This window comes from Mycolicibacterium setense (assembly GCF_000805385.1).
Lineage (GTDB): Bacteria > Actinomycetota > Actinomycetes > Mycobacteriales > Mycobacteriaceae > Mycobacterium > Mycobacterium setense.
The window spans coordinates 843,825-869,315 of record NZ_JTJW01000008.1 but is presented as its reverse complement, the minus strand read 5'-3'; the positions used below and the strand labels follow the sequence as shown (position 1 = coordinate 869,315).

The following is a 25,491-nucleotide window of genomic DNA, read 5'->3' as shown; positions in this document are numbered from 1 at the left end:
GGCCTTAGATCAATGATTTATATATAAAGTTATAGGTAATATAGCCGATATGACGGCTCCACTGACACCCGCAGCCCCACGTGATGTGCGCGACATCGCCGCCGCGGTGCGGACACTGGTCTGGTCGCTACGGCGGTTCGGCGAGAAGCAGGTCGGCCTGGAACCGTTGCCGCACTCGGAGTTCGAACTCATCCGCACGGTCGGCGATCATCCTGGGATCAGCGTGTCCGAGGCAGCCCAGGTCCTGGCGCTGCAACCCAGCAATGTGAGCACCACTGTGCGAAAACTGGTTGAGCGCGGCTTGATCGACCGTATGCCCGACGAACACGATCGTCGCTGCATCCGGCTGCGGCTGACGCCAAGGGCCGCCGAGCACAAGAAGTTGATCGATGCCGCGTGGACGGCCGGAGTCCGCGAGCAATTGGCGCAGATGACCGAAGAGGAAGCGGCGACATTGATCGCCGCCGGGCCGCTGCTTCAGCGACTGGCGTCGATGGGGTAACCGGGTTGGCGGCCCGTCGTTACAGCTCGAAGCGCTTCTTGAGTTCCAGCGTGTTGAAGTGCTCGACGATGATGCCCAGGAGCGGGATCGTGCCTGCGAGCAGCACTCCGATCGTCTTGCCGATGGGCCAGCGGACCTTGACCGCCAGGTTCGCCGTGAACAGCAGGTAGACGAAGTACACCCAGCCGTGCACGATGCCGATCCAGCTCGGCGGGTTGTCCACCTGGACGATGTACTTGAGCACCATCTCGTAGCACAGCGCGATCAGCCAGATACCGGTTGCCCAAGCCATCACGCGGTAGCCCAGCAAGGCTTTACGGATGGTGTCCTTCGGCGTCGAAACATGCGGCGAGACCTCGGCGCCCGGTTCTGGTGCGGTCATCTGTCGGTCCTGTCTTTCTTGTCGGCCTGTGAGTCGGACTTGGCCAGCTCGGCAAGGTAGGCGTTGTACTCCGAGAGTTCTTGGTCGCCGGCGTCGGGGGATGGGGACTTGGGGCGCTCCGGAAGCAGGCCGGCGGGGATCTCGGTGACCTCGTCGGCGGGGCGCTCCGGTGGGGCATCTTCGTAGCGGACGAACTTGTAGTACGCGTAGAAACAGAACCCGGCGAACATCGGCCACTGCAGGGCATAGCCCAGATTCTGGAAGGTGCCCGATGCCGATTCGTAGCGCGTCCACTGCCACCACGCCAGTGCCAGGCAGCCGGCGGCGCCAAGGAAGACCAGCGCGATGAGCGCTGGTCTCCTACGCCGTGTAGTGGACATTCGTCCATGGTACGGCGCGGGCCTTGGGGCCGACGAATGTGTCGAGGTAGGCGGTGGCTGCTTTGCGGTAGATGGAGACGATGTACTTCGTGGACCGCGTCCACGGGATTTCGAGACTGTCCAAAGCTGCTGTGAACAGGTTGATGATGTCCTCGGATCTGTTCGAGAAGTGGTAACGGATGCTCGTGACACCGCGATCGTTGGCAATGACGCGGCAGCCGTCGCTGTGGATGAGGCCGATGATGAACTCATCGGTTGCGCGGTCGACGAGATCCTGCTGCCACGGTTCGAGGGCGATGCGGCGATTGTGCTTTCTACCTGGCCCGTGCTGAGGGAACAGGCACGGCCAATGTTGCGAATACATCGAGACTTCGACGCAGCCCTTCTTCGTGACAGATCCCGCATACTGGCCATCCATCAAGAACTCCATGGCCTCGCGACAGCGGTTGATGATCGCCGGGTATTTGATGTCCAACACGATCCGTAGGCGCGTGGCACGTGGATGCTGAGAGATGCAGCCGTCGCCGAGGTAAAGCCCCAGCAGATACGAGTAGGCGGCCGGTGGCAGCGCGCTGAAGTCATGGTCTACGCCGCACGCTGACGCCGCCTGCGGTTGCCGCAACTGCTTGGGCGGGCGGGTTCGCCAGTCTCGGATCGTCGGACGCGGTATGCCGGTCTGTCGTGAGATTTCGCAGTCATTCACTCCGGCCGCGATGAGGGACCGGACGTGGTGGAACTCGTCTGCCGACCGCACATCGCGCCCCTCCCGGCTACCGATGTCTTCAACGTATCGCCGACCTCCGACAGATTTGGTCGCGATACGGGCGGGTATCATCGCTATGCCGCGCGGGCGTGGCGCAACTGGCTGACGCGCCGGCTTTAGGTGCCGGTGTTCGAAAGAACGTGTGGGTTCGAGTCCCACCGCCCGCACTCAAGTTTCAGGGTCGGTGGTCGGCTGCCGAGCCTTCGCCTGCCGGCGTCCTCAATTCCTCACGCAGCGATGCGATCTCGGCACGGAGCTCATTGATATGGGCCGCCGTCGCGGCTGCGGTGGCAGCATCGTCAACCGCCACGGTCTGCACGATCCACGACGCGATGGTCGCGGTGATCGAACCGACCAGGCTGATCCCGCCGATCATCAACAGCGCGGCGATGATTCGTCCGGTGGTGGTGACCGGGAACATGTCGCCATAGCCGACGGTGGTGATGGTGGTGATCGCCCACCAGATCGCATCGCCGAAATCGGTGATGTGGGCGTCGGGTTGGCCACGCTCGGCTTGCAGCACCGCCAGCGAGGCGACGTACACCAGCAGGACCGCACCCGAGATCGTGTAGAGGATGACCTTGCCGCGGATGGCATGGCCGATGGCTTTCTGGAATACGCCGATCAACACGACCAGCCGCAACAAGCGCAACGGTCGCAGCAGCGGCAGCAGCACGATCGCCAGGTCGGCGAGATGGCGCACAAACCACTGCCTGCGGTCGGGAGCGAGATACAGCCGTGCCGCGTAGTCAGCGCTGAACACCGCCCAGGACAGCCAGGTGGCCAGCGCGATCGCGTGGGCACCGAGGCCGCGGGGTTGCACGAGGACTTCGACGGAGTAGGCGGCCAGGAAGACCGCCGCGACCGCAGCCAGCGGCCACTCGGCGCGGTGTTCCCAGCTGTCGAGGCGATCCTGCATCGTCACGGCAGTGATTATGCAACCACTGCCAACCAGCAGCGTCCGACATCGCACCGGTCGATGCCGAGTGTTCGTCCGAGACGGCCCCGAGCGTTGCCGGCCGTGTTGAACTTGAGGCCATGACGCAACACGAAGCCCTGTCCATGCCACTCGAAGAGGCGATGCGCACGCAACGGGCGATCCGTCGGCTCAAGAGCGATCCCGTTGATGATGAGCTTCTGCTCCACATCCTGGAACTTGCGATGAAGGCGCCGACGGGTTCGAACGCACAGAACTGGGAGTTCATCGTCGTCAGGGACCGCGAGGTCGTCGCCAAACTCGGTGGCTTGAATCGCCGAGCCTTGAAGGTCGGCGGCCCGCTCTACAAGCGGCTGCTCGTGCGCCGCATGGATGCCAAGATGCTCCGGAACGTGAAGGCGGTCGAATGGCAGGCCGATCATTTCGACGAGATCCCCGTCGTGGTCGTCGCCTGCCTCAAGGGCGTCATTCCGCCCTGGCCGTCGGTGGCGGCGAGCGGTGCCTACGGTTCCATTTTTCCCGCGGTGCAAAACCTCCTGCTGGCGGCGCGTGCCGCTGGATTGGGCGCGGCACTGATCACCATGCCGTTGTGGAGCAAGTTCTTGGCCAGGCGCGCCCTGGGCTTGCCGTGGAACGTCACTCCGTGCGCGGTCATCCCGCTGGGCTGGCCGAAGGGCAAGTACGGTCCCACAACCCGTCGCCCGGTAGGAGAATTCGTCTCCCTCGATCGCTACGGCAATCGGCCGTTTCTGTAGGCGGCAGCGGCGGCCCCTGGTTCGAGGCGCGAGTATCTACGCTGGCGGAGGTGAGTGGTCACGATCTCGACAGCGACGCCGCCGCGTCACCGGCGCGGCGAGGACGCCCGGCGCGGATCAACCGCGAGCAGATCGTTACTGCGGCGCTCGGCATCGCGCCCGAGCCTTTGACGATGCAGGCGGTGGCTGACGCCCTGGGCGTGGACCGCAAGTCGGTCAAGTACCACATCGGCGATCGTGAAACGTTGTTGGCGCTCATGGCATCTGCGGTATTCGAGGTGGAATTCGAGCGTGTCCCACCGCCGCTCGACGGAGACTGGCGCGACGTGCTGCGTTGGTATGCGCGCCGGGCGCGTAATGCGATAACCGAACTCGGGGTCCACGACGCATTCCCCATGGAGGGCGCCATCGGGCTGGCGGCCTTGGGCCAGGCCGAGTTCGTCCTCGAAACTCTTGTCGACGCCGGCTTTGCGGTCGAGCAGGCCGGCCGGGCGGCCAACACCGTCGCCGAGTTGGCGTTGTCTGCAGCACGCGACGCCCTGCTGCGTGCCGACCGTGGAATCCATCCTCAACACGAAGAGGCCATGGCGGCCATAGACATTGGTGACCAAAACGCCTATACGGTGCTGCGTCAAGTACTGACGGCGATGGCAGCAGAGGCCGACGAACACGCACAGCTGGAGTTCAATCTCGACGTGGTCATTGCCGGACTCACGACGATGCTGCAGCAGCGCGCCGGCTGACTTTCTGATCATCCTGCCGGGGCACTGACCGGTCCGGCCGGGCAGACCGTATCGTTCCATCTCGTCAACGCGGAAGGATGTCGATACAGGTGAACAAACGGATAGTCGTGTTGATCGTGGCAGTGATGGCGATAGTCGCCGGCTGCGGCGGCGGGAGCGACGTCGCCGCGAAAATCGTCACCCCCGAGCACTCCCAGGTGTCTCCGTCGGGCACCTACACCGCCGTCGCCCAGGAGGGCTCGGAAGTGAACGGGGAGAAACCCTGGACGGTGGTGGTTCGCGACAAGGCGGGCAACGAGGTTTTTCACGACCATGCCTCCTACGGCACCGGCGTGATGATCACTTGGCTACCGTCCGAACCCGAACAGCTCTGGGTGTATTCGGGTGATGACGGGATCTACCGGATCACGCCCGGCAAGCAAGGCGGGTGGACAAGAGCGGGCGTCAAAACCGAGAACGTGCCGTCGGAGATATCCACGCTCTGGGAGTCTCGGCGTTCCTGAGCCGGTCGGGTGCAGACTCGAGGTGTGAGACGGGAGGAGTACCGATGATCGACGTCCTTCCCGACATGCCCGAGGGTGTGTTCGGCATTCGAGTTTCGGGCCGTGTGCGTGGTGATGATCTGCGCGAATTCCGGCCGACGATGGACGAGTTGCTGCAGTCCGGTGAGATCCGGATCGTCGAGGTGATTTCACCGGACTACGAGGGCTTCGGAAGCGGTGGCCTGGTCGAGGATTTGAAACTCGGCTTGGGCGCGTTGTTCCGCCATCACTCGGCGTTCAAACGCATCGCTGTCGTATCCGACATGGAGTGGGTGGCCCACGCCATGCACGCGTTCGCGTGGATGATTCCGGGCGAGCTCAAGGTCTTTGGGCTCGGTGAACTCGATGCCGCCAAGGAGTGGGCCGCGGGCTGACAGCCCAACGGTTCTTTGTGTTCCCGGTCGCGTCGGCGGGAGTTCCCGCATCCTCAGCCCTCTCCTGCTATTTTGCTGACGGAGGGGGTAGCAATCGTGGCATGGCGAGTTGCAGGAGTACTGGGCGTATTGGCGCTGGCGACGGCGTGTGGTGGTGGCGAATCTGCGGAGCAGGGTTCTGGGAAGCAAACCTCTGCATCCCCGGAAGCAGCTCCGTCGGTGATCGTCGACCAACCCGCGCCCGCGCAAGGAGCGGTAGCCGACACTGATCCGCTGAAGTCGCTGACAGATGGCGTGTTCATGGTTACGCGTGAGGCCAAGGCCACGCCGGCGCAGATCGGCGGCTACCAATCGCTGATCGCGACGGGTGACTCGCTCAAGTCGAGCACGTTCATTTTCACCGACGGTTCGTGGCAGCCGAAAGAGGTGACACAGCTGATCTTTTCGCCGAGCAAGGGCGAATGGGTGGAGTCGGATCGCAGCTTCACCGTGACCGCCGGACCGCAGGGAAGCGGTGGGTGGCCAACCGTCGAGTCTGTCGGCCCATCGGGCACGGGGTTCTACACCCTGTACCGCACCGATCTGAGTGGTGCACCACTGCCCGAGGGTCTGAAGCGGGCGATGAATGAAGGTGCGGTGCTGCCGGAACCCGTCACCACCGCGACCTTCAGTGCCGGCGCGGTCGCATTCGACATGGCGCAGACGGCCGTCGACCCGGAGTTCACGCTCGACCGCATTCCGCAACGCAGTGGCCCGCCGAAGGTGCGTCCCGTGCAGGCATGTGGCACACCCTCGTCCGAATGCGCCACGGTGGCAACGACGCTCGCCGAAGCTACCGGGAACGGTGGCCAGTTCACCAACGCCGCCGGTACCGCGCGCATCCAGTTGGAGCCGAACGGCAAGGGCATCTTCATCACGAATCTTGGCGCCACCGAATTGCACAATCCGTTGACGTACACCGTCATCGACAGTGACGGTCCGGCCCGGATCACGTTCAAGGCGGTGGATCCGGCGGCCGAACCCAGTTTCCGGAAGGCGTTCGGCGCCAACATCGGGGAGTTTGCTTTCTACGAGTACAACGGGCAGGTCGTCACCGGTGACTGGCAGCCGGCCGGGAAAGCCACCCATGACTTCTTCGGGTTCAACCGTGTGGCGGTCAATGACATCCTGACCAAGTGGGCGCCTCCGCGTCCAACGGTCGTCAACTAGGTCGCCGAATTCGCCGAGATCGACGCTATGGCTGCTGCGTGCGCGTGAGCACAACCCTGGCGTCGATTTCGGCGAACAGCCGCAGCGAACAGGCCGCGCTGAACAGACCCCAAAACCTACTTGTTGAACTTCCCGCTCAAATACTCAGTGCGACAGGCGTTCCGGGCGAGTTTGCCGCTCGTCGTCCGGGGGATCACCCCGGCGGCGACCATGCGCACGTCGGCGACCCGGAGCTGGTGGTGGCGTGAGATCGCCGCGCGAATGGCGTCGACGATCGGCCCCGGCTCGGCGCGTCCGGCGCCGGCTGCGCGTTCGGCGACGATGACCAGTTCCTCGCCGCGGTCGCCGACCACCGAGAAGGCCGCGACATAACCGGAGCGCACGGCCGGGGAGGCCGCGCTGACGGTGGTCTCGATGTCGTGCGGGTAGTGGTTGCGTCCGTCGATCAGGATCATGTCCTTGATGCGGCCGGTGAGGTACAGCTCGCCGTCGATGTAGACGCCGAGGTCGCCGGTGGCCAGCCAGTAGCCGTTCTCCGGTGCCCCCTCGGCGTGGCTGCCGTCGGTGAGCCGGGTCTGCAGCTTGTTGCCGAACACCCGCTCACTCTCTTCGGTTCGGCCGAAGTAGCCGCGGCCGACGTTGTTGCCGTGCAGCCAGATTTCTCCGACAGTGCAGTCGGGCTCCTCGTTGCCGTCGGGGCTGGCGATCACGGCCCACTGGTTCGGGATCGGCTGCCCGCATGACACGTGCGCCACGGCGCCTTCGTCGGTAGGTGCCACGCTGACTGCCCGTCCGGCGCTGAGCTCCTCGCGGTCCAGATAGACCGCGCTCGCCGCGGCACTCGGTGCGATGCTGGCCACCGACAACGTGGCCTCGGCCATCCCGTAGGAGGGCTTGATCGCGGTGGCGGGCAGCCCGTACGGGGCGAATGCGGAGGTGAACTTTTCGACGGCGGCCATGGTCACCGGCTCGGACCCGTTGAGCAGCGTCACCACGTTGGTCAGGTCCAGCGTCTCGCCGGCCGGCGGCAGGCCGCGCTCGGCGGCCAGCTCGAAGGCGAAATTCGGTGCGGCGGCGAGAGTTCGACCGTAGGCGGCCTCGGCGGACAGCTGCTTGATCCAGCGGTAAGGCCGCCGGACGAAGGCCATCGGGTCCATCAGGGTGATGTGGCTGCCGCACAACGCCGGGAACATGATCATGATCAGGCCCATGTCGTGGTAGAGCGGCAGCCAGCTGACGCTGCGGACTCCCATGCTGAGATCTCCGGCGAGGATCATCTGCAGAACGTTGGTGCAGACGTTGCGGTGGGTGATCTCCACGCCGGCCGGGATGCGGGTCGATCCCGATGTGTACTGCAGGTAGGCGATGTCATCGGTGTCGACGGTCGGAGCCTGGAACATCGAGGCCAGTGAATCCGGTACGGCGTCGACCGCGATCAGGCGGGGACGCTCGGCGGCGGGCAGGGTGCGCAGGAAGTTCCGCACCGACTCCGAAGCTGCGGCTGTCGTCAGCACCACGGTGGGCTTGGCGTCGGCCAGCACTGCGGCCAGCCGCTCGGCGTGCCCGGCGAGGCTGGGCGCGAACAGTGGCACCGCGATGTTGCCTGCATGGATGGCGGCGAAGAACGCGGCGACGTATTCGACGCCCTGGGGAGCCAGGATGGCCACCCGATCGCGCGGCTGGGTGACCTGCTGCAGTCGAGCGCCGACTGCGGACACCTGCGACCACAGTGCGTTCCAGCTGAGCTCGACGACGCGGCCGTCGGAGTCGGTCGAGTAGTCGAGGAAGCGGTACGACGGCTCGTCCCCGAATGTGAACCGGTTCCGATCCAGGAAGGACGTAAGCGTGACACCGTCGGGTACGACGATCGTGCCGTCGTCGCGAACGTAGTTCTCGATGTTCGACGTCGACGAATCAACAGCACTGGTTGCAGCGGGATCCCGACCCATAACCGGTAAGACTAATAGCGGTTCTAATAAAGCCTGGCAGCGTGGTCGGGTGTGGGTTGTCACCAGACCCCGAAAATGTGACGTGCGTCTCTCTATCGGGGCCCGTCAACTGCATAAGTCCCGTTATTGTCCGTGAATTCCACGATCACCCGGCGCAGCGTGTCGTTGATCTCAACCGCACACGTGAACGTCGCGCCCGTCCGCACGACCGGATTCTCGCCGTTGTTGCATGCCACTGCCACGACGCGGTTGGCCCCGTAGCCGTTGATCGGATCGGACAGGATCTGGGCCACGCCGGCCTCGGCCTGGCGGACGTCGAGCCGGGTGCTGTTGGCGTCTGCGCGGTGCCACACCCAGAACCCGCTGCCGATCACCGCGACCGCCACGACGGCGACCGCCGCACCAATGAGCAGACGACGGTCGGGGCGCCCGGGCTTGGGCCGTGGCGGTGGCTGCGGCGTGCTCTGCGGCGGTGCGGCGGGGCGGGCATGGTGGTGCGGCGGGGGAGGGGACGGATGCCGCGCAGGCGGTCTCTCGGCGGGGCGAGCGGGGCGAGCGCCCGGCGGCGTGCCCCCCGGTACGGGCGCGCCACCGGGCCGTGCCCACCACGGTTGCTCGGGTCCGCTCATCGGGTCTCCTCGAGTGGGCTCATCGCTTACGCGAACCTTTGGTAGCACTGCGGATCATCGCCTTGCAGGCCAGATCGGTAGGCCAGGATGCGGGTGAATCCGGCAGGCAGCACCCTGCCGTTGACATCGCTGGCGGCCAGCCCGTTGGTGAGAAGGCTGCTGATCGCCTCGTCGGTGTCACCGGCGGACAGTGTGATGGGCAGGCCGTCTTCGGCCATCCTGGCTTGCCCCACACCGGTCAGGCAGCCGGTGCGCATGGCGGCCACGGGAGTGTCGAGCACCAAGCCCTTCTCGTGCTGTACGGCCAGCGCGTAGCGCGACGTCAGCACCGAGATGGCTGAGTTGTCGCCTTGCAGGAGTTCCCGCTCGTCGTTCTCGTTCCTGGCTTCCCCCAAGGCTTTCAGGCCCTCCAGGTCCACCACGATGGTGTTGGTGGCCGGGCAGTACGACGCGGGCGGTGACGGGCCGGCGTCGGGGCATGCGCTGGGCTCGGTGCTCAATGTGGGTGGCTTGGCGGGTGTGTAGACCTGCTGCAGCGACTGCATGGTCTTGTCCAGGAGATCGGTGGTGATGGTGCTGTTTGCGCTCTGCGCCCCGCCGAAGAGGTCGAGGAACTTGGGCAGGTCGCCGCGGCGCTTCTTGATCTCGTCGGAATCTATGGCCGCGCACTGGTCGACGTTTCCGCTGAAGCCGATCTGGAACGCACTGACCCGATCGAGGGCCGAGCCGTGTTCGTTGCCCGTGAGCACCGCGTCGACCCGCGTCATCAGGGGATCGCGGATGTAGATCAGGCCGCCCAGAACGTGGTTGAGGCCGTCGCCGGTGCTCAATTCGAAACGCGGCGATTTGCCTGCGGCGACCCAGCGCAGGTAGACCCCGGCGAGGCAGTCGGCCTGTTGCTCGGCCACCAGTACGGGTGTGCTCTCGTTGATCAGCCGGGCTTGTTGCTGGACCGCGTGGCCGTACTCGTGGGCCATCACCCCGACCACGCCCATCTGGCCGAAATACTGTGCCGCAACAGGGATCGCCACGCCGCGGTCCCAGGCCATCACGTCGTTCTTGAGGCAGTAGAAGGCGTTGGTCAGCCCGGCGGTGTTCTCCCCGCACAGCTCGAGCCCGGGGGAGGCGTCGGAGTTGTAGGACACCAGGCGGGAGACGGGCGTGAAGGTTCCGGGCAATGAACCGCCGCTGTAGTTCTGGGACCAGAAATCTTCGATGTCGTCGATGGCGAGCAGCGCCAGGTCGTCGATCTGGCCGCCGTCGGTGTTCTCGGCGCGGCGAGTGGGCCCTGGGGCGTCGGGGCGGATGCCGCTGTGGCCGTCGGTCACCGGCAGGCCACCGACCCGGTCGGGCAGGAACAACATCGAGGTCGCCCGGCCGCCGATCAGCGCGGCGTTGCCGCCGCATCCGGCCAGCAATACGGCGCAACAGGCCAGACCGAGCCACCAGCGAAGCCTCGCCACTTCGAGCCGCCTTTCACGCGATTCACCCCAGCCAGTTCTACCTGGTCGGGCTGACGTTCGGCATCGGCTGTCGATGACCTGGGCGACAATGGCACCGCCATGTGTACGTTCGACGCTCTGCTCACCCGGGTTTTGGTGCGCGCCGCGGAGCCGGGGACTTCGGTCATCGGCATCACCGGGGCGCCGGGAGCGGGCAAGTCCACGTTGACCGAGGCGTTGGTCGCCGCTGCGCGTGCCCGGCTCGGCGGCGACGCCGTGGCCCACGTTCCGATGGACGGTTTCCACCTCGCCGATGTGGAACTGCGCCGGCTCGGCCGGCTCGAGCGCAAGGGCGCGCCGGACACTTTCGACGTTGCCGGCTACGCGGCACTGTTGCGCCGGATCCGTAGGCGCACCGAGACGGTCTATGCCCCGGGTTTCGAGCGGGACGTGGAGCAGCCGATCGCCGGCGCGATTCCGGTGTTCCCGCACGCGGCCGTGGTGCTCACTGAGGGCAACTACCTGTTGCTCGACAACCCGGGCTGGTCCGCAGTGGCCGCCGAGATCGACGAAATCTGGTATTGCGCAATACAAGACGATGTGCGAGTCGAGCGTCTGGTGGCCCGTCACATCGCGTTCGGCAAGCCGGCGGACGAGGCGCGGGTTTGGGTTGCCGAGGTGGACGAGCCCAACGCCCGGTTGGTGGCGGCCACCGCGGCGCGCGCCGATCTGGCGGTATCGATCGACGCCGTGATGCCCAACTCACACTGATGTCGTCTGTGCGCATTATCACGTCTGATCGAGTTGCTATAACTATCAGCCGGTAGCCAGAATCGAACTGTAAATCTGGAATCATTCCAGAAAAACTTTGCGAGATTGGATAGGTTGCGATGGCGCTTTTGACGATTGGCTCTCAGTTCCCGGAATACGACCTGACGGCCGTGGTTGGCGGAGATCTGTCCAAGGTCGATGCCAAGCAGCCCGATGACTATTTCACCCAGGTCACCAGCAAGGACGACGAGGGCAAGTGGCGGATCATCTTCTTCTGGCCCAAGGACTTCACGTTCGTGTGCCCGACTGAGATCGCTGCGTTCGGAAAACTGAACGAGGACTTCGAGGATCGCGACGCGAAGGTCATCGGCGTGTCGGTGGACAACGAGTTCGTTCATTTCCAGTGGCGCGCGCAGCACGAGGACCTGAAGAAGCTGCCGTTCCCGATGGCCTCGGACCTCAAGCGCGAGCTGTCGCAGGCCGCCGGTGTCCTCAATGCCGACGGCGTCGCCGACCGCGCCACCTTCATCGTCGATCCCAACAACGAGATTCAGTTCGTCTCGGTGACCGCGGGTTCGGTGGGACGCAACGTCGATGAGGTTCTGCGTGTGCTCGATGCGCTGCAGTCCGACGAGCTGTGCGCCTGCAACTGGAAGAAGGGCGACCCGACGCTGAACGCCGGTGAGCTGTTGGCCGAGGCGGTCTGACCGTGAGCATCGACAACATCAAGGAAGCGCTGCCGGAGTACGCGAAGGATCTCAAGCTCAATTTCGGCAGCATCGTGAAGTCGACGGAGCTCACCGAGCAGCAGCTGTGGGGCGCTCTGGTGGCGACCGCGGCGGCGACCAAGTCGCAGCGGCTGCTGAAGGAGATCTCCGAGGACGCCCTCGACGTGCTGAGCGAGGAGGCCTACAACGGCGCTCTCGGCGCGGCCGCGATCATGGGCATGAACAACGTGTTCTACCGCACCAAGGGACAGCTCGACGGTCGCTATGACGACCTGCGGGCCGGCCTGCGGATGAACATCATCGCCAACCCCGGTGTGCCCAAGGCGGATTTCGAGCTCTGGTCGCTCGCGGTGTCGGCGATCAACGGCTGCTCGCACTGCCTGTCGGCACACGAGACGGTGCTGCGCGACGCTGACGTGTCCCGCACGACGATCTTCGAAGCCATCCGTTTGGCTTCGATCGTCTCCGGAGTGGCCCAGGCGCTCCTGACCGCGGACGCCCTCGCGGCGGTGTAGACGCGTAAGACCCAGGCTCAAGCCACGGAAACGGGCTTACGCGCATAACCCAACAGATAAACTCGCCTCTCGCGATCCGAGAGGCGAGTTTTCTGTTGACGGCACCAGAAAGAAGTACCGACACCTCCCACATCGACGCCACCGTGCGCAAGGCGATCACCGGTGCGTCGATCGGCAACGCGGTCGAGTGGTTCGACTTCGCCATCTATGGATTCCTGGCAACCTACATCGCGGCCAACTTCTTCCCGTCCGGCAACGAAACAGCCGCGCTACTCAACACTTTCGCCATCTTCGCCGCGGCGTTCTTCATGCGCCCCCTCGGCGGGTTCGTGTTCGGTCCGCTCGGGGACCGGCTGGGCCGCCAACGCGTGCTGGCCGTGGTGATCCTGCTGATGTCAGCCGCCACCCTCGGCATCGGTCTGCTGCCCACCTACTCCACCATCGGTGTGGCGGCGCCACTGCTGCTGCTCCTGCTGCGGTGCCTGCAGGGATTCTCGGCGGGAGGCGAATACGGGGGCGGCGCAGTCTATCTCGCCGAATATGCGCCCGCCCGGCGACGCGGGCTCACCGTCACGTTCATCGCGTGGTCGGGCGTGCTGGGCTTCCTGCTGGGTTCGATCACCGTCACCGTTCTGCAGGCGTATCTCCCGCCCGACGCGATGGCGAGCTACGGCTGGCGCATCCCGTTCCTGGTCGCAGCACCGCTCGGCCTCGTCGGCCTCTACATCCGGCTGCGGCTCGACGACACGCCTGAATTCGCCAAGCTCGACGAGGCCGATCGGGTGGCCACCTCGCCCCTGCGCGAAGCGGTGAGCACGGCCCGGCGGGCGATCCTGCAAGTCGTCGGACTGTTCATCGTTTTCAACGTCGGCTACTACGTCGTCTTCACCTTCCTGCCGACGTATTTCATAAAGTCACTGCACTTCAGCAAGACGCAGGCCTTCGTCTCGATCACCCTGGCAAGTCTGGTGGCGCTGATACTGATCCTGCCGTTGGCCGCGCTGTCGGACCGGATCGGGCGCAAACCCTTGCTGATCGCCGGCTCGGTCGGGTTCGTGGTGTGCGCTTATCCGCTGTTCCTGCTGATGAATTCGGGATCGGTCGCAGCCGCGATCGCGGGTCACTGTCTGTTGGCCGCCATCGAATCGGTGTACGTGGCGACCGCGGTGACGGCGGGTGTGGAACTGTTCGCCACCCGAGTGCGGTACAGCGGTTTCTCGATCGGTTACAACGTCGCGGTCGCTCTGTTCGGCGGAACCACACCGTATGTGGTCACTTGGCTCACCGCGACCACTGGCAACAACCTGGCTCCCGCCTTGTATCTGGTTGCCGCGGGCATGGTCTCGGTCCTGACTGTCCTGACCTTGCGTGAGAGCGCAGGACGTCAATTGTCGGGCGTGGACGACCCAACCGGTCAGCAACGTGTCACGATGACACCGTGAGTGCGACAAGAGGACGCCCGCCGAGGTCGAATGTCGGGCTGCGCCCGACGAAAGCCGATGTTGCCAGGCTGGCCAACGTCTCCACGGCGACCGTCAGCTATGTGCTCAACAATGTTCAAGGGCAACGTATCTCGGAGCAGACCCAGGCCGCGGTGCGCAAGGCCGCAGCCGATCTGGGTTACCGGCCCAACCTGGCGGCCCGCAACCTCGCGGTCGGCGGCAGTGGTGTGGTGCTCTATATCGTGCCGCGGACCGATCTCGGCGAACTGCCTCTTGAGGTCGGCAGTCGCCTCACCACCGCGCTCGGCCGGCACGGCATCGTGCTGTCGATGCAGCTGGAGACGGACGATGGCCAGAACCTCGTCGACGCGGTTGCAAACCTCAACCCGTTGGCCGTTGCCGGCGTGTTCCCCCTCACCGGCGCCGCTTCAGCGGCTGTCGAGGCGGCGAAGATTCCGCAGATCTATTTGGGCAGCGAGAAGTTGCGCGCGCTCGGGTCGTTGCATCTGACCGTCGGAGCGATGCGGGTGGAGCATCTGATGTCGCGCGGACACACGCGTCTGGGCTTCGCCTACTCCGGCAATGAGGTGCTGCGGCCGCTCGGGGACTACTGGTTGTCGGGTCTGCGGGTTGCCGCCGACGGGCACGGCTTGCGGGCGATCGAGGTCGACACCGTGGCCACCGACGGGTCCGACGCGGCCACCGTCGTGTCCAGATGGGTGTCAGCGGGCGTGACGGCTGTGTGCGCGCAAAGCGATGAGACGGCGTTTGTGGTGCTACACGGGATACGCCGGGCCGGTCTGCGGTGCCCTGATGATCTCGCGGTCATGGGGGTCGACGCGATACCACTGGGGGCGGTGAGTTCCCCACCGCTGACCTCCGTCGCATTCGATGCCAAGGCCATCGTCGACGCTGCGGTCCCGGCCATGATGGCCGAACTCGGATACCCCACGGTCGCTGACGTCGACGGCAGCGACCCTGCCGCGCTCATCGTGCGCGAAACCACCTGAGCATTACATGTGAACGGCAAATCGTAAGCCTGGCGGCCTTGTCCGGTGGGCGTTCCGACGTGTAACTTACGCGTGTAAGTAACTCTCCGCAGCCCTTCAGAGAGGCGGGACCGCCGTGAGTGTGAGCACCACGAGTGACGTGTATTTCGACCCCTACGACGTCGAGATCAACGCCAACCCGTATCCGACGTTCGCCCGGCTCCGCGAGGAATCGCCGCTGTACTACAACGAGCAGCACGACTTCTATGCGCTGAGTCGTTTCGCCGATGTCAACAAGGGCCTCGTCGACCACGAAACCTTCAGCTCGGCCCGTGGCGCGATCATCGAGCTGATCAAGGCCAACATCGACATCCCCTCCGGTGCACTGATTTTCGAGGACCCGCCGATCCACACCATGCACCGCAAGCTGCTGGCCCGGATGTTCACGCCGCGCAAGATCAATGCCCTTGAGCCGAAGATCCGGGAATTCTGCGCCCAGTCGCTGGATCCGCTGGTGGGGGTCGGGAAGATCGACTTCATCAAGGATTTCGGCGCCATCATGCCGATGCGGGTGATCAGCGCCCTGTTGGGGATTCCCGAGGACGACCAGGAGATGATCCGCGACCACGGCAACGATCAACTTCGCACCGAGGCCGGCAAGCCGATGAAGGCCGCCCAGGAGGGCCTGGTCGACGGTTCGATCTTCGAGACCTACATCGACTGGCGCAAGGACAACCCGTCCGACGACATCATGACCGACCTGCTCAACGTCGAGTTCACCGACGAGCACGGAGTCACCCGGAAGCTCACCCGCGAGGAACTGCTCATCTACATCAACGTGGTGGCGGGGGCGGGTAACGAGACGACCACGCGGCTCATCGGTTGGGCGGCAAAGGTGCTCGCCGAACATCCGGACCAGCGGCGCCAGCTGGTCGAGAACCCGGCGCTCATCCCGCAGGCCATCGAGGAGCTGCTGCGTTTCGAGCCGCCCGCTCCGCACGTGGCCCGCTATGTCACCCGCGACGTCGAGTTCTACGGGCAGACCGTGCCCCAGGGCAGCGTCATGATGATGCTGATCGGTGCGGCCGTCCGCGACAGCCGTCAATTCCCGCCCGACGGTGAGGTTTTCGACATCCACCGTGAGCAGCGTCAGCATCTGGCATTCAGCGTCGGCACCCACTACTGCCTGGGCTCTGCGCTCGCGCGCCTTGAGGGCCGCATCGCCCTGGAAGAGATGCTCAAGCGGTTCCCGGAGTGGGACGTGGATCTCGACAACGCCGAACTGTCGCCGACTTCGACTGTCCGCGGCTGGGATTCGATGCCGGCGTTCGTCCGATGAGCGACGCATGCGGAGAGAACCGTAGGTGGACACGCGAGAGTCGAGCCTGCGAGGCAACCGCGTGACGGCCGCGCTGACCGTCCCCAAGGACTGGGGCCAGGTCACACCAGAATGGATGACGGCGGCCCTGGCCAACCACCACCCAGATGCGGTGGTGGACGGGGTGACCGTCGACATGCGCGACGACGGCACCAACCGCCGGGCGCGCCTGTCGATCACCTACAAGCCGGGGCCTGCCGGCCCGGCCACGGTGTTCGCCAAGGCTGTCGACCCGGGCCACAAGGAAATGATCAAGTACACCAGCGGGCTGCTGCATGAGCCCAGGCTGTTCAACTCGGAAGTTGATCTGCCGCTGGAACATCCGACGGTCTACGCCGCACCTATCGACGAGGGCGACGAAGATTTCGTGCTGATCATGGAGGATCTGAACTCGCGCGCCGCCGACCCGCGCGATGCCACCCGGCCCTTGACCGTGGAGCAGGCCGCGCATGGCGTGCGCGGTCTGGCGAGATTGCACAGCGCGTTCTGGGGCGAGCGCGTGCACCGTCCCGGTCTGGAGTGGCTGGAGCCGTTCGAACCGTGGGACGGCATGCAGTGGGCGCCGCTACCCGCGGCGTTGGAGCGTCTCGGTGACGACGCACCGCCGTCGGTACAGGCCCTGACCATCGACCATCTGGTGGAAGGCATTTGGAAGCCCTTCATCCGTACGTTGACCGCGCCCGGGACGTCGCAGACGCTGCTGCACGGCGACCCGCACATCGGCAACACCTACGTGGTGCGCGACGGCGACGTCGGTTTTCTGGATTGGCAGGTGGCCCGGCGGGGCAACTTCTCGTTGGACCTCGGCTACTTCCTGCAGGGCGCACTCACCACTGAGGATCGCCGCACGGCCGAGAAGCAGTTGCTCGAGGAATACCGCGACGCAATGGAGCTTCCGGCCGATGAACTGCCGTCTGCGGAGGAGATCTGGCTGCGCTACCGGGCGTCGGTCGCGCACGGGCTGACCACCTGGCTGGCGACCGCGAGTGCGGGCGAACTGTGGCAGCGTCCGGATATCGCCCTGGCGCTCGCCCAGCGGTATTCGGCCGCGTACGAAGACCTGCAGACCGCTCAGGCGTTGGCTGATCTCATCAATTAGTCGGCATAACCAAAATGGCCCCTGGCGGGACATCGAGCCTTTAACCTGTCCGGCATGACAGGTGTGGTGGTGACAGGGGCAGCGTCGGGGATCGGCCGGGCCAGCGCGGAGGCACTGATCGCAGACGGTCGGCGGGTTTCGTTGTGGGACATGGCTCCTGAGGTCCGGGATGTGGCCGACGGCTTGGGCATGCACTCGGCGGTGATCGACGTGTGTGACACGGGCGCCCTGTCGGCGGCGGTGGAGGACGCGGCGCAGGCGCTCGACGGTATCGACGGCCTGGTCCATGCCGCGGGCCGGGTGCTCCCCGAACCGGTGGGTGCCTACACCGAGGAGTCGTGGGACGCGGTACTCGATGTGAACCTGCGGGCACAGGCGCTGCTGATGCAACTGCTGTTGCCGCACCTGGAGAAGTCCGCGGCCGACGGTGGGTCGCCCGCGGTGGTCGGCATCTCGAGCATCGAGGGCCTGGCCGCCAATCCGTTCATCCCGGCCTATTGCGCGTCCAAAGCCGGGCTGCTCGGCATGACCCGCTCGATGGCTGCGCAGTTGGGCCCGTTGGGTATTCGGGTCAACGCGGTGTGCCCTGGCTTCATCCACACGCCGATGCTGCAAATCGCGTTGGACGTCGAGGAGATTCGCGTCGGCTTCGAACAAGCCGCACCGTTGGGCCGACTCGGCCGGCCTGATGAGGTCGCGGCGGCGGTGGCCTTCCTGATGTCGCCGAAGGCCTCGTTCGTCACCGGCACGCAGCTGGTGGTCGACGGGGGAGTGACCAGCCGTCACGCCTGAATCGGGGTACCAGGCAACGAATGGCCAGTTATGACACGTGATCTCGCAGATTTCGTGTCACAACTGGCCACTCGAGGTCTTGGTGTCAGTCGCTGGCGGGCAGCGGCTTGGCTTCCTTGAGGCTGAGCGCGGTGGTTCCGACCGACAGGGTGCCGGCGCCGGCCTTGGTGACCAGCACCTCTGCGCCGGCGTCGTCGACGTAGCGCTTGCCCATGAGGTTGCCATCGGAGAACGCAGCGTCAATTGTTGCGGCTGAGTCCTTCTGGGCGTCGAGCGGGACCATCGGCACGCCACCGGCGCGCAGATCGTCGAGGCTGTCGGCGCTGCGCACGACGATGACCTGGGTGTCGCACACCTGGCTCTGCAGGCGGGTGCCGTTCTTGATCACAATGCTGACTCCTTCGAGATGGGTGCGAGTTCATCGACGAGCTGGCGGCGCAGGACCTTGCCGGTCGGGTTGGTGGGCAGTTCATCGCGGAACACCACCCGGTCGGGCGTGCGTGAGCCGCGCAGCTGTTTGCGCACATGATCGCGCAGCGCGTCCGGGTCAGGCGAGGCGCCCTCCACGGGCACCACGACGGCAACGATGATCTGTCCCCATTGCGGGTCCTCGGGGCCGACGACGGCCACGTCGCGTACCTCGGGATGTTCGACGAGCACGTCCTCGATCTCGGCCGGTGCGATGTTCTCCCCGCCGCGGATGATGGTGTCGTCCGACCGTCCGCCGATGAACAGGTAGCCGCCCTCGTCGAGCATGGCGACATCTTTGGTGGGGAACCAGCCTTCGGCGTCGAGCACCGATCCGATGTCGGTGTAGCGGCCCGACACCTGCTCACCGCGCACGAACAGTTCACCGGTCTCTCCGGGGCCGAGCACGGTGCCGTCATCGGCGCGGATCTGCACCTCGATACCGGGCACCACCTGTCCCACCGAGCCGAGGCGCCGGGAAGCGGCGGGGTCCTCGGCGGCCAGCGCCTCGCGGTGATCGTCAGGCCCGAGAACAGCGATGGTGGAACTGGTTTCGGTCAATCCGTAGGCGTTGACGAAGCCGACGTTCGGCAGCAGCTGCAACGCCTTGCGCACCAGGGGCAGCGCGACCTTCGAGCCCCCATAGGCGAGGTTGCGCAAAGTGGGTAGCTCGTGGCCCGCCCTCTCCAGTGCGGTGACGATGCGGTCCAACATGGTCGGCACGACGGTGGCGGAGGTGACGCCCTCGGCGCGGACCAGCTCGACCCATTTGTCGGCGTCGAAGTGGCGCAGGTACACCATCTTCCGGCCGGCGTACAGGTTCGACATGGCGGCGCTGACCCCGGCGATGTGATACGGCGGGACGCAGATCAGCGCTGCGTCTTCCTCTGCGGCGGAGGCGAATTCGACCGTTCCGGTGATGTAGCTGGTGAGGTTGTTGTGGGTGAGCTCGACGGCCTTGGGGCGCGACGTGGTGCCCGAGGTGAAAAGCACGACGGCGACTGCGTCGGGATCGGCGAACTCAGCGGCAGGTACCGAAAGGCGGGCCGCGGCCAGGAACTCCTCGGAGGTGATGACCTGCTTGCCCGCTCCGGCCACCACGTCGGCGTACTCGGTGTCGGCCACCACCAGTGCCTCCGGCAGGCGCTCGATCAACTCTTGCAAGCCGTCCCTGCTGAGCCGGTAATTCAGCGGGGTGAACGGCACGGCTGCCCGGGCCGAGGCGAACAACAGCAGCGGCAGCAGCGCGCCACCCGTGCCGACGTAGGCGACGTGCGCCGCCCCGGAGGCCGCGATGACGCCCGCGCCGCCGTCGGCCAGGGCGCTGAGTTCCTCGGTGGTCAGCCGGAGATCGTCGGACACCACCGCGGTGCGGTCGGGTCCGCCAGAGACCGCCATCTCCAGCAGTAGCGAGATGCTCATAGGCCCTGTCCCGGCGCGTCGATGAAGATGTCGATGATCGGATTATCCCCGCCGCCGTAGGGGGAGAGATCGGTGACGCCGGAAGCGGTGAGCACCTCGGAGTCGACGAAGGTCTGGCCGTTCACCTCGGCGGCCGGGCGCGACAGGATCTCGACCGCCGCGTCCGCCATGATCTCGGGGTTGCGGGACCGTGAGGCCATCGTGTCGCCGTCGGCCAGGTTGGTCACCGCGGCGGTGGCGATATAGGTCTCGGGCCACAGACAGCTGAAACCGATACCGGCGTCCGCGTATTCGGCCGCCCAGCCCAACGACAGCAGAGTCATCCCGTACTTGGACAGGGTGTAGGTCGGGTGCGCGCCGAGCCAGTAGGGGTTCATGTTCATCGGCGGGGCCAGCGTGAGCACCTGCGGGTTGACGGACTTACGCAGGTGCGGCAGCGCGGCCTTGGTGAGCAGGAAGGTGCCGCGGATGTTGATGTCCATCATCAGGTCGAACTTCTTGGCCGACAGCGACTCGGTGGGGTCGGTGGAGATGGCGCTGGCGTTGTTGATCACGATGTCGACGCCACCGAAGTGCTCGACCGCCGCTTCCACCGCGCGGGCCACGTCCTCTTCCTTGCGCACATCACCGACGACCGCGACACCCTTGCCGCCTGCGGCCTCGACCTCGGCGACCGCGGTGTGCACGGTGCCGGGGAGCTTGGGGTGGGGTTCTGCGGTCTTGGCCAGCAGCACAACGTTCGCCCCGCGGCGGGCAGCACCGAGCGCGATCGCCAGCCCGATACCGCGGCTGCCGCCGGACACGACCAGCGTGCGATCGGTGAATGATTCTTGCTGGCTGGACATGGTCCTCCTCGTCGAGCGCAGCAATCCGCTGTTGCGCCGTCGTCAACGGTACTGTCGACCGTACTCAAATGGTATTGGCATTCTCATTTTTAGCAAGTGGCGTAATCGGCGAGTGGGGCGCCCGGAGAATCGGCGTCGACCAGACCTGTTCCTCAGTGTTGACGGAACGTCTCGGTGCGCAGGTAGGAGGCCTCCTTGCCAGTACAGGGGCCACATTTCCGCGCTGCGGTATTGGCATTCTCATTTTTAGCAAGTACGTTATCCACTGATGAGCGAGCAAGATGTCTCTCCTGTAGAGACCCCATCTGGCATCCCGCTGGCGCCCGTCTACGGACCGGACGACCGCGCGGTCGAGCCGCCTGCCCCCGGGACCTACCCATTCACGCGCGGCAACTTCGCCTCCGGCTACCGCGGGAAGACCTGGACCTTCCGGCAGTATTCGGGCTTCGGCACCGCCGAGGAATCCAACCGCCGCTACCGCTACCTGCTCGATCAGGGTGGGACGGGACTGTCGGTGGCACTGGACCTGCCCACCCAGTGTGGCTACGACTCCGACGACGAAGAGTACGGCGAGGAGGTCGGGCGCGTCGGTGTTGCCGTCGACACCCTGGCCGACGCCGAGATCCTGTTCGACAGCATCCCGCTGGACAAGATCAGCACCAGCTTCACCATCAACGGCACCGCGGCCATCCTGCTGGCCTTCTATGTCGCCGCCGCCGAGAAGAAGGGCGTGCCGCGCGAGAAGCTCACCGGCACCATCCAGAACGACATCCTCAAGGAGTACGCGTCGCGCGGCACCTGGATCTGGCCGCCCGAGCCGTCCCTGCGGCTGATCGCCGACACCATCGAGTTCTGTGCGGCCGAGGTGCCGCGGTTCAACGCGATCTCGGTGGCCGGTGCGCACTTCCGCGACGCCGGCGCCAACGCCGTGCAGGAGATGTCGTTCACGCTGGCCGACGGTGTCACCTATTGCGACACGGTGGTCGAACGCGGGCGGATGACCATCGACAAATTCGCACCCCAGATCTCCTTCTTCTTCTACACCCACGGTGACTTCTTCGAGGAGATCGCCAAATACCGTGCCGGCCGGCGCCGTTGGGCCACTATCGTGCGGGAACGCTACGGCGCGACCACGGACAAGGCCTCGATGTTCCGGTTCGGCTGCGTGGCGGGCGGGGCGTCGCTGTACGCGCCGCAGGCACAGAACAACCTGGTGCGGGTGGCCTACGAATCGTTGGCGGCGGTGCTGGGCGGCGTGCAGTCGATGTTCACCGCCGCGTGGGACGAGCCGTTTGCCCTGCCCAGTGAGGAATCGGCGACGCTGGCTCTGCGGACCCAGCAGATCCTGGCGTATGAGACCGGTGTGACCAAGGTGGCCGATCCGCTGGGCGGGTCGTACTTCGTCGAGGCCCTCACCGATGCCACCGAGGCCAAGATCATCGAGATCATGGATGACCTCGAAAAGCACGGCGGCATGGTGCGGTGCATCGAGGACGGCTACCTGCAGGGCCTGATCGCCGACGAGGCGTTCAAGATCCACAACGAGATCGAGTCCGGTGAGCGGCCGGTGGTCGGGGTCAATCGGTTTGTCACCGACGAGCCCGCGCCTGACATCGACACTTACGAGCTCGACGCCGAGGGGCGCGATCTGCAGCTCAAGCGACTGGCGAAGGTCAAGGCCGAGCGCGACGGCGTCGCGGTCAAAGAAGCTCTGGCCGCGCTGGCCAGGGGAGCCGAGGGCAGTGGACCGGGGGCAGACAACCTGATGCACCGGTTGATCGACTGCGCCAATGCGTACTGCACAGTGGGAGAAATGGTGTCGACTTTGAAGTCGGTGTGGGGCGAGTTCCAGCAGCCGGTGGTGTTCTGATGGCTACCCGCGTACTCGTCGCCAAGCCCGGGCTCGACGGTCACGACCGGGGTGCCAAGATCGTCGCACGCACATTGCGTGACGCCGGATTCGAGGTCATCTACACCGGCATCCGGCAGCGCATCGAGGACATCGTGTCGATCGCGCTTCAGGAAGACGTTGCACTGGTGGGACTTTCGATCCTCTCGGGCGCGCACGTGGCGCTGACCACCCGCACCGTCGAGGCGCTGCGCGCAGCCGATGCTGGTGACATCGCCGTTGTCGTCGGCGGCACCATCCCGCAGTCCGACGTGCAGAAGCTGCTGGAGGCCGGTGCGGCGGCGGTGTTCCCGACCGGAACGTCGCTCGAGACTCTGGTGACCGACGTGCGTGCGCTGACAGAGAAGGTTTCGGAGTCATGAGGCTGGGTGTGATGATCGGGGCCGAGCGCGGCGATATGGCGCGCAAGGTCTCCAAGCTGGTCTCGGACATCCAGTGGGCCGAATCGGCGGGTCTGGACAGTGCGTGGATGCCGCAGGTGCCCAACGATTTCGATTGTCTGACCATGGTGGCGCTGATGGCGGCCAACACCACGCGGATCGAACTCGGTACTGCCGTGGTGCCATTGCAGGCGCAGCATCCGATCGCGCTGGCCCGTCAGGCGCTGTCCGTGCACGCGATGTCCGGTGGCCGGTTGGCCCTGGGCGTCGGGCCGTCGCACCACTGGATCGTGCGCGACATGCTCGGCCTGCCCTACGAGAAGCCCGCCGCATACACGCGGGACTACCTGCAGGTGTTGAACACCGCGATCGCCGGACCCGGACCGGTTGACGTGGAGAACGATTCCTTCACCGTGCACAACCCGACCGTGCTCAGTGCCGACACCCCGATGCCCGTGCTGGTGTCCGCGCTGGGCCCGGTGATGCTCCAGATCGCGGGCGAGCATGCCGACGGCACGTCGCTGTGGATGGCCGACGAGAAGGCGATCGGCGAGCACATCGCACCCAAGATCAACAAGGCCGCCGCTGAGGCGGGCAAGCCCGCGCCTCGCATCGTGGCAGGCATCCCCGTCACGCTGTGCGCCAACTCCGAGATCGAGGTCGCCAAGGAGCGGGCCAACCGCATCCTGGCCGAGGCGGAGACCTCGCCGAACTACCAGCGGCTGCTCGACCGGGGCGAGGCGCGCAATGTCGGTGATCTGTGCGCCGCCGGTGACGAGGAATCAATCCTCAAGCGGTTCAAGCAGTTCGCCGATGCAGGGGTCACGGACCTGTCGGTGCGGTTGTTGCCGATCGGGGACAACCGTGACGAGCTGATCGCGTCGAAGTACCGGACGCGTGAGGTGATTGCCGAACTCGCCAAGCAGGTCCGATGAGCGCTTGCGCGAAGAGCCAAGCAGGTCCGATGAGCGCTTGCGCGAAGAGCCGAGGGAACCGATGAGCGCTTGCGCGAAGAGCCGAGGGAACCGATGAGCGGTTCAGGCCCTCTTGCCGGCATCCGCATCATCGAGGTCGGCGTCATGCTGGCCGGCCCGTACGCCACCATGATGCTGGCGGACCTGGGTGCCGAGGTGATCAAGGTCGAACCACCCGGCGGGGAGATCTCGCGTCAAGTCAGCGACAGCTATTTCGCCAGCCTCAACCGGGGCAAGCGCAGCATCTGCCTCGACCTCGCCTCGGAGTCGGGCCGGGCGAAACTCGGTGAGCTGGTGGCCGATTCCCACGCGCTGCTGGTGAACATGAAGCCGTCGGTGATCCGCAGGCTCGGCCTGACGTATGAGAATCTGCGGCAGTTCAACGAGAAGATCGTCTGTGTCGCGATGACGGGGTTCGGGCTCGACGGGGGAGACGACCCGGCGTTCGACTACGTCATCCAGGCCGCCACCGGGGTGGCTGCGATGACCGGAGATCCCGACGGCCCACCCACGCTTCCCGGTTACTCCTCGGCCGACAACTCGACCGGGCTGACGGCCGCGCTGGGTCTTCTGGCGATGATCGTCTCGGGCGACGGTGGTCAGGTGGACGTTTCGCTGCGTGATGTCATGTTGTCGCAGTTGAACTACCGTGCCTCGGCGTACCTCAACGACGGTGTCGAGCCGCGCCGCCATCCCTTCGGTGCTCATTCGTATTACGTACCGGCGCAATTGTTCCCGACCGCCGATGGCTATCTGGCGCTTTTCATCACCCATGACGGGTTCTGGAAGTCGTTCGCCGGTGAGGCAGGGGTTGCGGGTTTCGAGACCATGGCTGAGCGGGCCGCCCGGCGAGACGAAGTGCTCGATGTGGTGACTGCCGCGCTGGCGACCGACACCGCTGCGGGGTGGGAAGCGAGGCTCAAGCCGCTGGGGATCCCGGCGGCCGCTGTGCGTAGCCTGCCCCAGGCGCTGGACGCGACGCCCGAGGTGCTGGTCACCGCAGGCGATTTCCGGTTGGTGGGTAGTCCGGTACACGTCGCCGGGTACACGCCGGACTACCGGCCTGCCCCGGCCTTCGACGAGTACGGACGGCGTGCACCGGTTTCTGCACCAGGGTTGTGACCGCTCGAAATCTGCGGCCCTGCGGTAGAAACCGGAGGCACTCTCGGCCG

At 65.6% G+C, this 25,491-nt stretch carries 28 protein-coding genes and 1 tRNA gene; 19 read left to right on the top strand and 10 right to left on the bottom strand.

Annotated features, from left to right (window positions below):
* Nucleotides 1–49: 49 nt before the first annotated feature.
* A complete protein-coding gene (locus tag QQ25_RS22440) occupies nt 50–502 on the top strand; it encodes a MarR family winged helix-turn-helix transcriptional regulator (RefSeq protein ID WP_052235967.1) in 453 nt (150 codons plus the stop codon).
* A gap of 19 nt (nt 503–521) precedes the next feature.
* Here the strand turns inward: QQ25_RS22440 and QQ25_RS22435 are convergent, their stop codons facing one another.
* From QQ25_RS22435 to QQ25_RS31395, 3 genes are read right to left on the bottom strand one after another with little or no spacing between them, the layout of a single operon-like run.
* On the bottom strand, nt 522–884 hold the full coding sequence (locus QQ25_RS22435) for a DUF3817 domain-containing protein (protein WP_039381028.1): 363 nt from the start codon (nt 882–884) through the stop codon (nt 522–524).
* A complete protein-coding gene (locus QQ25_RS22430; RefSeq protein ID WP_039322917.1) occupies nt 881–1,264 on the bottom strand; it encodes a hypothetical protein in 384 nt (127 codons plus the stop codon). The genes QQ25_RS22435 and QQ25_RS22430 overlap by 4 nt, the downstream gene beginning before the upstream one ends.
* A complete protein-coding gene (locus QQ25_RS31395) occupies nt 1,245–1,742 on the bottom strand; it encodes a hypothetical protein (protein ID WP_234711952.1) in 498 nt (165 codons plus the stop codon). Before QQ25_RS31395 ends, QQ25_RS22430 begins: the two co-directional genes overlap by 20 nt.
* A 368-nt stretch (nt 1,743–2,110) precedes the next feature.
* On the opposite strand from QQ25_RS31395, the gene QQ25_RS22420 reads away from it, so the two are divergent.
* Nucleotides 2,111–2,194 (top strand) — tRNA-Leu (locus QQ25_RS22420).
* 8 nt (nt 2,195–2,202) lie between these two features.
* Here QQ25_RS22420 and QQ25_RS22415 read toward each other — a convergent pair.
* The gene (locus QQ25_RS22415) at nt 2,203–2,952 is read right to left on the bottom strand and encodes a potassium channel family protein (RefSeq protein WP_110797709.1); all 750 of its coding nucleotides are present in this window, start codon (nt 2,950–2,952) and stop codon (nt 2,203–2,205) included.
* 113 nt (nt 2,953–3,065) lie between these two features.
* Here QQ25_RS22415 and QQ25_RS22410 point away from each other — a divergent pair, with 113 nt between their 5' ends.
* From QQ25_RS22410 to QQ25_RS22390, 5 genes are all read left to right on the top strand, one after another.
* Entirely contained in the window at nt 3,066–3,719 is a 654-nt protein-coding gene (locus tag QQ25_RS22410) for a nitroreductase family protein (RefSeq protein ID WP_039381024.1), read from the top strand.
* Between the two features lie 50 nt (nt 3,720–3,769).
* Nucleotides 3,770–4,462: a TetR/AcrR family transcriptional regulator C-terminal domain-containing protein gene (locus QQ25_RS22405; RefSeq protein WP_052235966.1), complete on the top strand. Its 693-nt coding sequence runs from the start codon at nt 3,770–3,772 to the stop codon at nt 4,460–4,462.
* Between the two features lie 89 nt (nt 4,463–4,551).
* Entirely contained in the window at nt 4,552–4,965 is a 414-nt protein-coding gene (locus QQ25_RS22400) for a hypothetical protein (RefSeq protein WP_201774255.1), read from the top strand.
* Nucleotides 4,966–5,009: 44 nt separating this feature from the next.
* Nucleotides 5,010–5,378, top strand: a complete 369-nt coding sequence (locus tag QQ25_RS22395) for a SpoIIAA family protein (protein ID WP_039381022.1) — start codon at nt 5,010–5,012, stop codon at nt 5,376–5,378.
* Between the two features lie 219 nt (nt 5,379–5,597).
* Nucleotides 5,598–6,587, top strand: coding sequence for a hypothetical protein (locus QQ25_RS22390; protein ID WP_039381020.1), 990 nt, complete (start codon nt 5,598–5,600; stop codon nt 6,585–6,587).
* Between the two features lie 116 nt (nt 6,588–6,703).
* On the opposite strand, the gene QQ25_RS22385 is transcribed toward QQ25_RS22390, so the two are convergent.
* From QQ25_RS22385 to QQ25_RS22375, 3 genes are all read right to left on the bottom strand, one after another.
* Nucleotides 6,704–8,536 (bottom strand): fatty acyl-AMP ligase, encoded by a 1,833-nt coding sequence (locus QQ25_RS22385; RefSeq protein WP_039381018.1) that lies wholly within the window; start codon nt 8,534–8,536, stop codon nt 6,704–6,706.
* 92 nt (nt 8,537–8,628) lie between these two features.
* Nucleotides 8,629–9,165: a DUF4333 domain-containing protein gene (locus QQ25_RS31540; protein WP_264020209.1), complete on the bottom strand. Its 537-nt coding sequence runs from the start codon at nt 9,163–9,165 to the stop codon at nt 8,629–8,631.
* Between the two features lie 26 nt (nt 9,166–9,191).
* A complete protein-coding gene (locus QQ25_RS22375) occupies nt 9,192–10,628 on the bottom strand; it encodes a neutral zinc metallopeptidase (RefSeq protein WP_039381016.1) in 1,437 nt (478 codons plus the stop codon).
* A 99-nt stretch (nt 10,629–10,727) separates the two neighbouring features.
* On the opposite strand from QQ25_RS22375, the gene QQ25_RS22370 reads away from it, so the two are divergent.
* The 8 genes from QQ25_RS22370 (at nt 10,728) to QQ25_RS22335 (ending at nt 18,321) form a co-directional block, all read left to right on the top strand.
* Nucleotides 10,728–11,378: a nucleoside/nucleotide kinase family protein gene (locus QQ25_RS22370; RefSeq protein ID WP_039381014.1), complete on the top strand. Its 651-nt coding sequence runs from the start codon at nt 10,728–10,730 to the stop codon at nt 11,376–11,378.
* 119 nt (nt 11,379–11,497) lie between these two features.
* Nucleotides 11,498–12,085 carry a peroxiredoxin gene (locus QQ25_RS22365; protein ID WP_039322896.1) on the top strand — a complete coding sequence of 196 codons (588 nt, stop codon included), beginning with the start codon at nt 11,498–11,500 and terminating at the stop codon, nt 12,083–12,085.
* Nucleotides 12,086–12,087: 2 nt separating this feature from the next.
* On the top strand, nt 12,088–12,621 hold the full coding sequence (gene ahpD, locus QQ25_RS22360) for an alkyl hydroperoxide reductase AhpD (protein WP_029109914.1): 534 nt from the start codon (nt 12,088–12,090) through the stop codon (nt 12,619–12,621).
* Between the two features lie 95 nt (nt 12,622–12,716).
* On the top strand, nt 12,717–14,063 hold the full coding sequence (locus tag QQ25_RS22355) for an MFS transporter (RefSeq protein ID WP_276015105.1): 1,347 nt from the start codon (nt 12,717–12,719) through the stop codon (nt 14,061–14,063).
* On the top strand, nt 14,060–15,073 hold the full coding sequence (locus QQ25_RS22350) for a LacI family DNA-binding transcriptional regulator (protein WP_039381012.1): 1,014 nt from the start codon (nt 14,060–14,062) through the stop codon (nt 15,071–15,073). Before QQ25_RS22355 ends, QQ25_RS22350 begins: the two co-directional genes overlap by 4 nt.
* Before the next feature lie 115 nt (nt 15,074–15,188).
* The gene (locus QQ25_RS22345; protein ID WP_039381010.1) at nt 15,189–16,391 is read left to right on the top strand and encodes a cytochrome P450; all 1,203 of its coding nucleotides are present in this window, start codon (nt 15,189–15,191) and stop codon (nt 16,389–16,391) included.
* Between the two features lie 115 nt (nt 16,392–16,506).
* Entirely contained in the window at nt 16,507–17,529 is a 1,023-nt protein-coding gene (locus tag QQ25_RS22340) for a phosphotransferase (protein WP_052235998.1), read from the top strand.
* 54 nt (nt 17,530–17,583) lie between these two features.
* On the top strand, nt 17,584–18,321 hold the full coding sequence (locus QQ25_RS22335) for an SDR family NAD(P)-dependent oxidoreductase (protein WP_039322887.1): 738 nt from the start codon (nt 17,584–17,586) through the stop codon (nt 18,319–18,321).
* Nucleotides 18,322–18,406: 85 nt separating this feature from the next.
* Here QQ25_RS22335 and QQ25_RS22330 read toward each other — a convergent pair whose 3' ends face one another.
* The 3 genes from QQ25_RS22330 to QQ25_RS22320 are packed head-to-tail and all read right to left on the bottom strand — an operon-like array spanning nt 18,407 to nt 21,056.
* Nucleotides 18,407–18,709, bottom strand: coding sequence for a hypothetical protein (locus tag QQ25_RS22330; protein ID WP_029109920.1), 303 nt, complete (start codon nt 18,707–18,709; stop codon nt 18,407–18,409).
* Nucleotides 18,706–20,211 (bottom strand): class I adenylate-forming enzyme family protein, encoded by a 1,506-nt coding sequence (locus QQ25_RS22325; protein WP_039381008.1) that lies wholly within the window; start codon nt 20,209–20,211, stop codon nt 18,706–18,708. The genes QQ25_RS22330 and QQ25_RS22325 overlap by 4 nt, the downstream gene beginning before the upstream one ends.
* Nucleotides 20,208–21,056 carry an SDR family oxidoreductase gene (locus tag QQ25_RS22320; protein ID WP_039381006.1) on the bottom strand — a complete coding sequence of 283 codons (849 nt, stop codon included), beginning with the start codon at nt 21,054–21,056 and terminating at the stop codon, nt 20,208–20,210. The genes QQ25_RS22325 and QQ25_RS22320 overlap by 4 nt, the downstream gene beginning before the upstream one ends.
* 268 nt (nt 21,057–21,324) lie before the next feature.
* On the opposite strand from QQ25_RS22320, the gene QQ25_RS22315 reads away from it, so the two are divergent.
* The 4 genes from QQ25_RS22315 (at nt 21,325) to QQ25_RS22300 (ending at nt 25,441) form a co-directional block, all read left to right on the top strand.
* Nucleotides 21,325–22,926 (top strand): methylmalonyl-CoA mutase family protein, encoded by a 1,602-nt coding sequence (locus tag QQ25_RS22315; RefSeq protein ID WP_039322879.1) that lies wholly within the window; start codon nt 21,325–21,327, stop codon nt 22,924–22,926.
* Nucleotides 22,926–23,327, top strand: a complete 402-nt coding sequence (locus QQ25_RS22310; protein WP_039381004.1) for a cobalamin B12-binding domain-containing protein — start codon at nt 22,926–22,928, stop codon at nt 23,325–23,327. Before QQ25_RS22315 ends, QQ25_RS22310 begins: the two co-directional genes overlap by 1 nt.
* Entirely contained in the window at nt 23,324–24,280 is a 957-nt protein-coding gene (locus tag QQ25_RS22305; RefSeq protein WP_039381003.1) for an LLM class F420-dependent oxidoreductase, read from the top strand. The genes QQ25_RS22310 and QQ25_RS22305 overlap by 4 nt, the downstream gene beginning before the upstream one ends.
* Nucleotides 24,281–24,373: 93 nt before the next feature.
* Nucleotides 24,374–25,441 (top strand): CaiB/BaiF CoA transferase family protein, encoded by a 1,068-nt coding sequence (locus QQ25_RS22300; RefSeq protein ID WP_039381001.1) that lies wholly within the window; start codon nt 24,374–24,376, stop codon nt 25,439–25,441.
* Nucleotides 25,442–25,491: the final 50 nt, after the last annotated feature.

Bases quoted from the DNA above. Each gene is read 5' to 3' on its own strand.
- QQ25_RS22335 (WP_039322887.1), top strand. From the start codon at position 17,584: ATGACAGGTGTGGTGGTGACAGGGGCAGCGTCGGGGATCGGCCGGGCC.
- QQ25_RS22395 (WP_039381022.1), top strand. From the start codon at position 5,010: ATGATCGACGTCCTTCCCGACATGCCCGAGGGTGTGTTCGGCATTCGA.
- QQ25_RS22435 (WP_039381028.1), bottom strand. From the start codon at position 884: ATGACCGCACCAGAACCGGGCGCCGAGGTCTCGCCGCATGTTTCGACG.
- QQ25_RS22320 (WP_039381006.1), bottom strand. From the start codon at position 21,056: ATGTCCAGCCAGCAAGAATCATTCACCGATCGCACGCTGGTCGTGTCC.
- QQ25_RS22310 (WP_039381004.1), top strand. From the start codon at position 22,926: ATGGCTACCCGCGTACTCGTCGCCAAGCCCGGGCTCGACGGTCACGAC.
- QQ25_RS22340 (WP_052235998.1), top strand. From the start codon at position 16,507: ATGACGGCGGCCCTGGCCAACCACCACCCAGATGCGGTGGTGGACGGG.
- QQ25_RS22325 (WP_039381008.1), bottom strand. From the start codon at position 20,211: ATGAGCATCTCGCTACTGCTGGAGATGGCGGTCTCTGGCGGACCCGAC.
- QQ25_RS22430 (WP_039322917.1), bottom strand. From the start codon at position 1,264: ATGTCCACTACACGGCGTAGGAGACCAGCGCTCATCGCGCTGGTCTTC.
- QQ25_RS22365 (WP_039322896.1), top strand. From the start codon at position 11,498: ATGGCGCTTTTGACGATTGGCTCTCAGTTCCCGGAATACGACCTGACG.
- QQ25_RS22410 (WP_039381024.1), top strand. From the start codon at position 3,066: ATGACGCAACACGAAGCCCTGTCCATGCCACTCGAAGAGGCGATGCGC.
- QQ25_RS22315 (WP_039322879.1), top strand. From the start codon at position 21,325: ATGAGCGAGCAAGATGTCTCTCCTGTAGAGACCCCATCTGGCATCCCG.
- QQ25_RS22385 (WP_039381018.1), bottom strand. From the start codon at position 8,536: ATGGGTCGGGATCCCGCTGCAACCAGTGCTGTTGATTCGTCGACGTCG.
- QQ25_RS22370 (WP_039381014.1), top strand. From the start codon at position 10,728: ATGTGTACGTTCGACGCTCTGCTCACCCGGGTTTTGGTGCGCGCCGCG.
- QQ25_RS22440 (WP_052235967.1), top strand. From the start codon at position 50: ATGACGGCTCCACTGACACCCGCAGCCCCACGTGATGTGCGCGACATC.
- QQ25_RS22305 (WP_039381003.1), top strand. From the start codon at position 23,324: ATGAGGCTGGGTGTGATGATCGGGGCCGAGCGCGGCGATATGGCGCGC.
- QQ25_RS22300 (WP_039381001.1), top strand. From the start codon at position 24,374: ATGAGCGGTTCAGGCCCTCTTGCCGGCATCCGCATCATCGAGGTCGGC.
- QQ25_RS31540 (WP_264020209.1), bottom strand. From the start codon at position 9,165: ATGAGCGGACCCGAGCAACCGTGGTGGGCACGGCCCGGTGGCGCGCCC.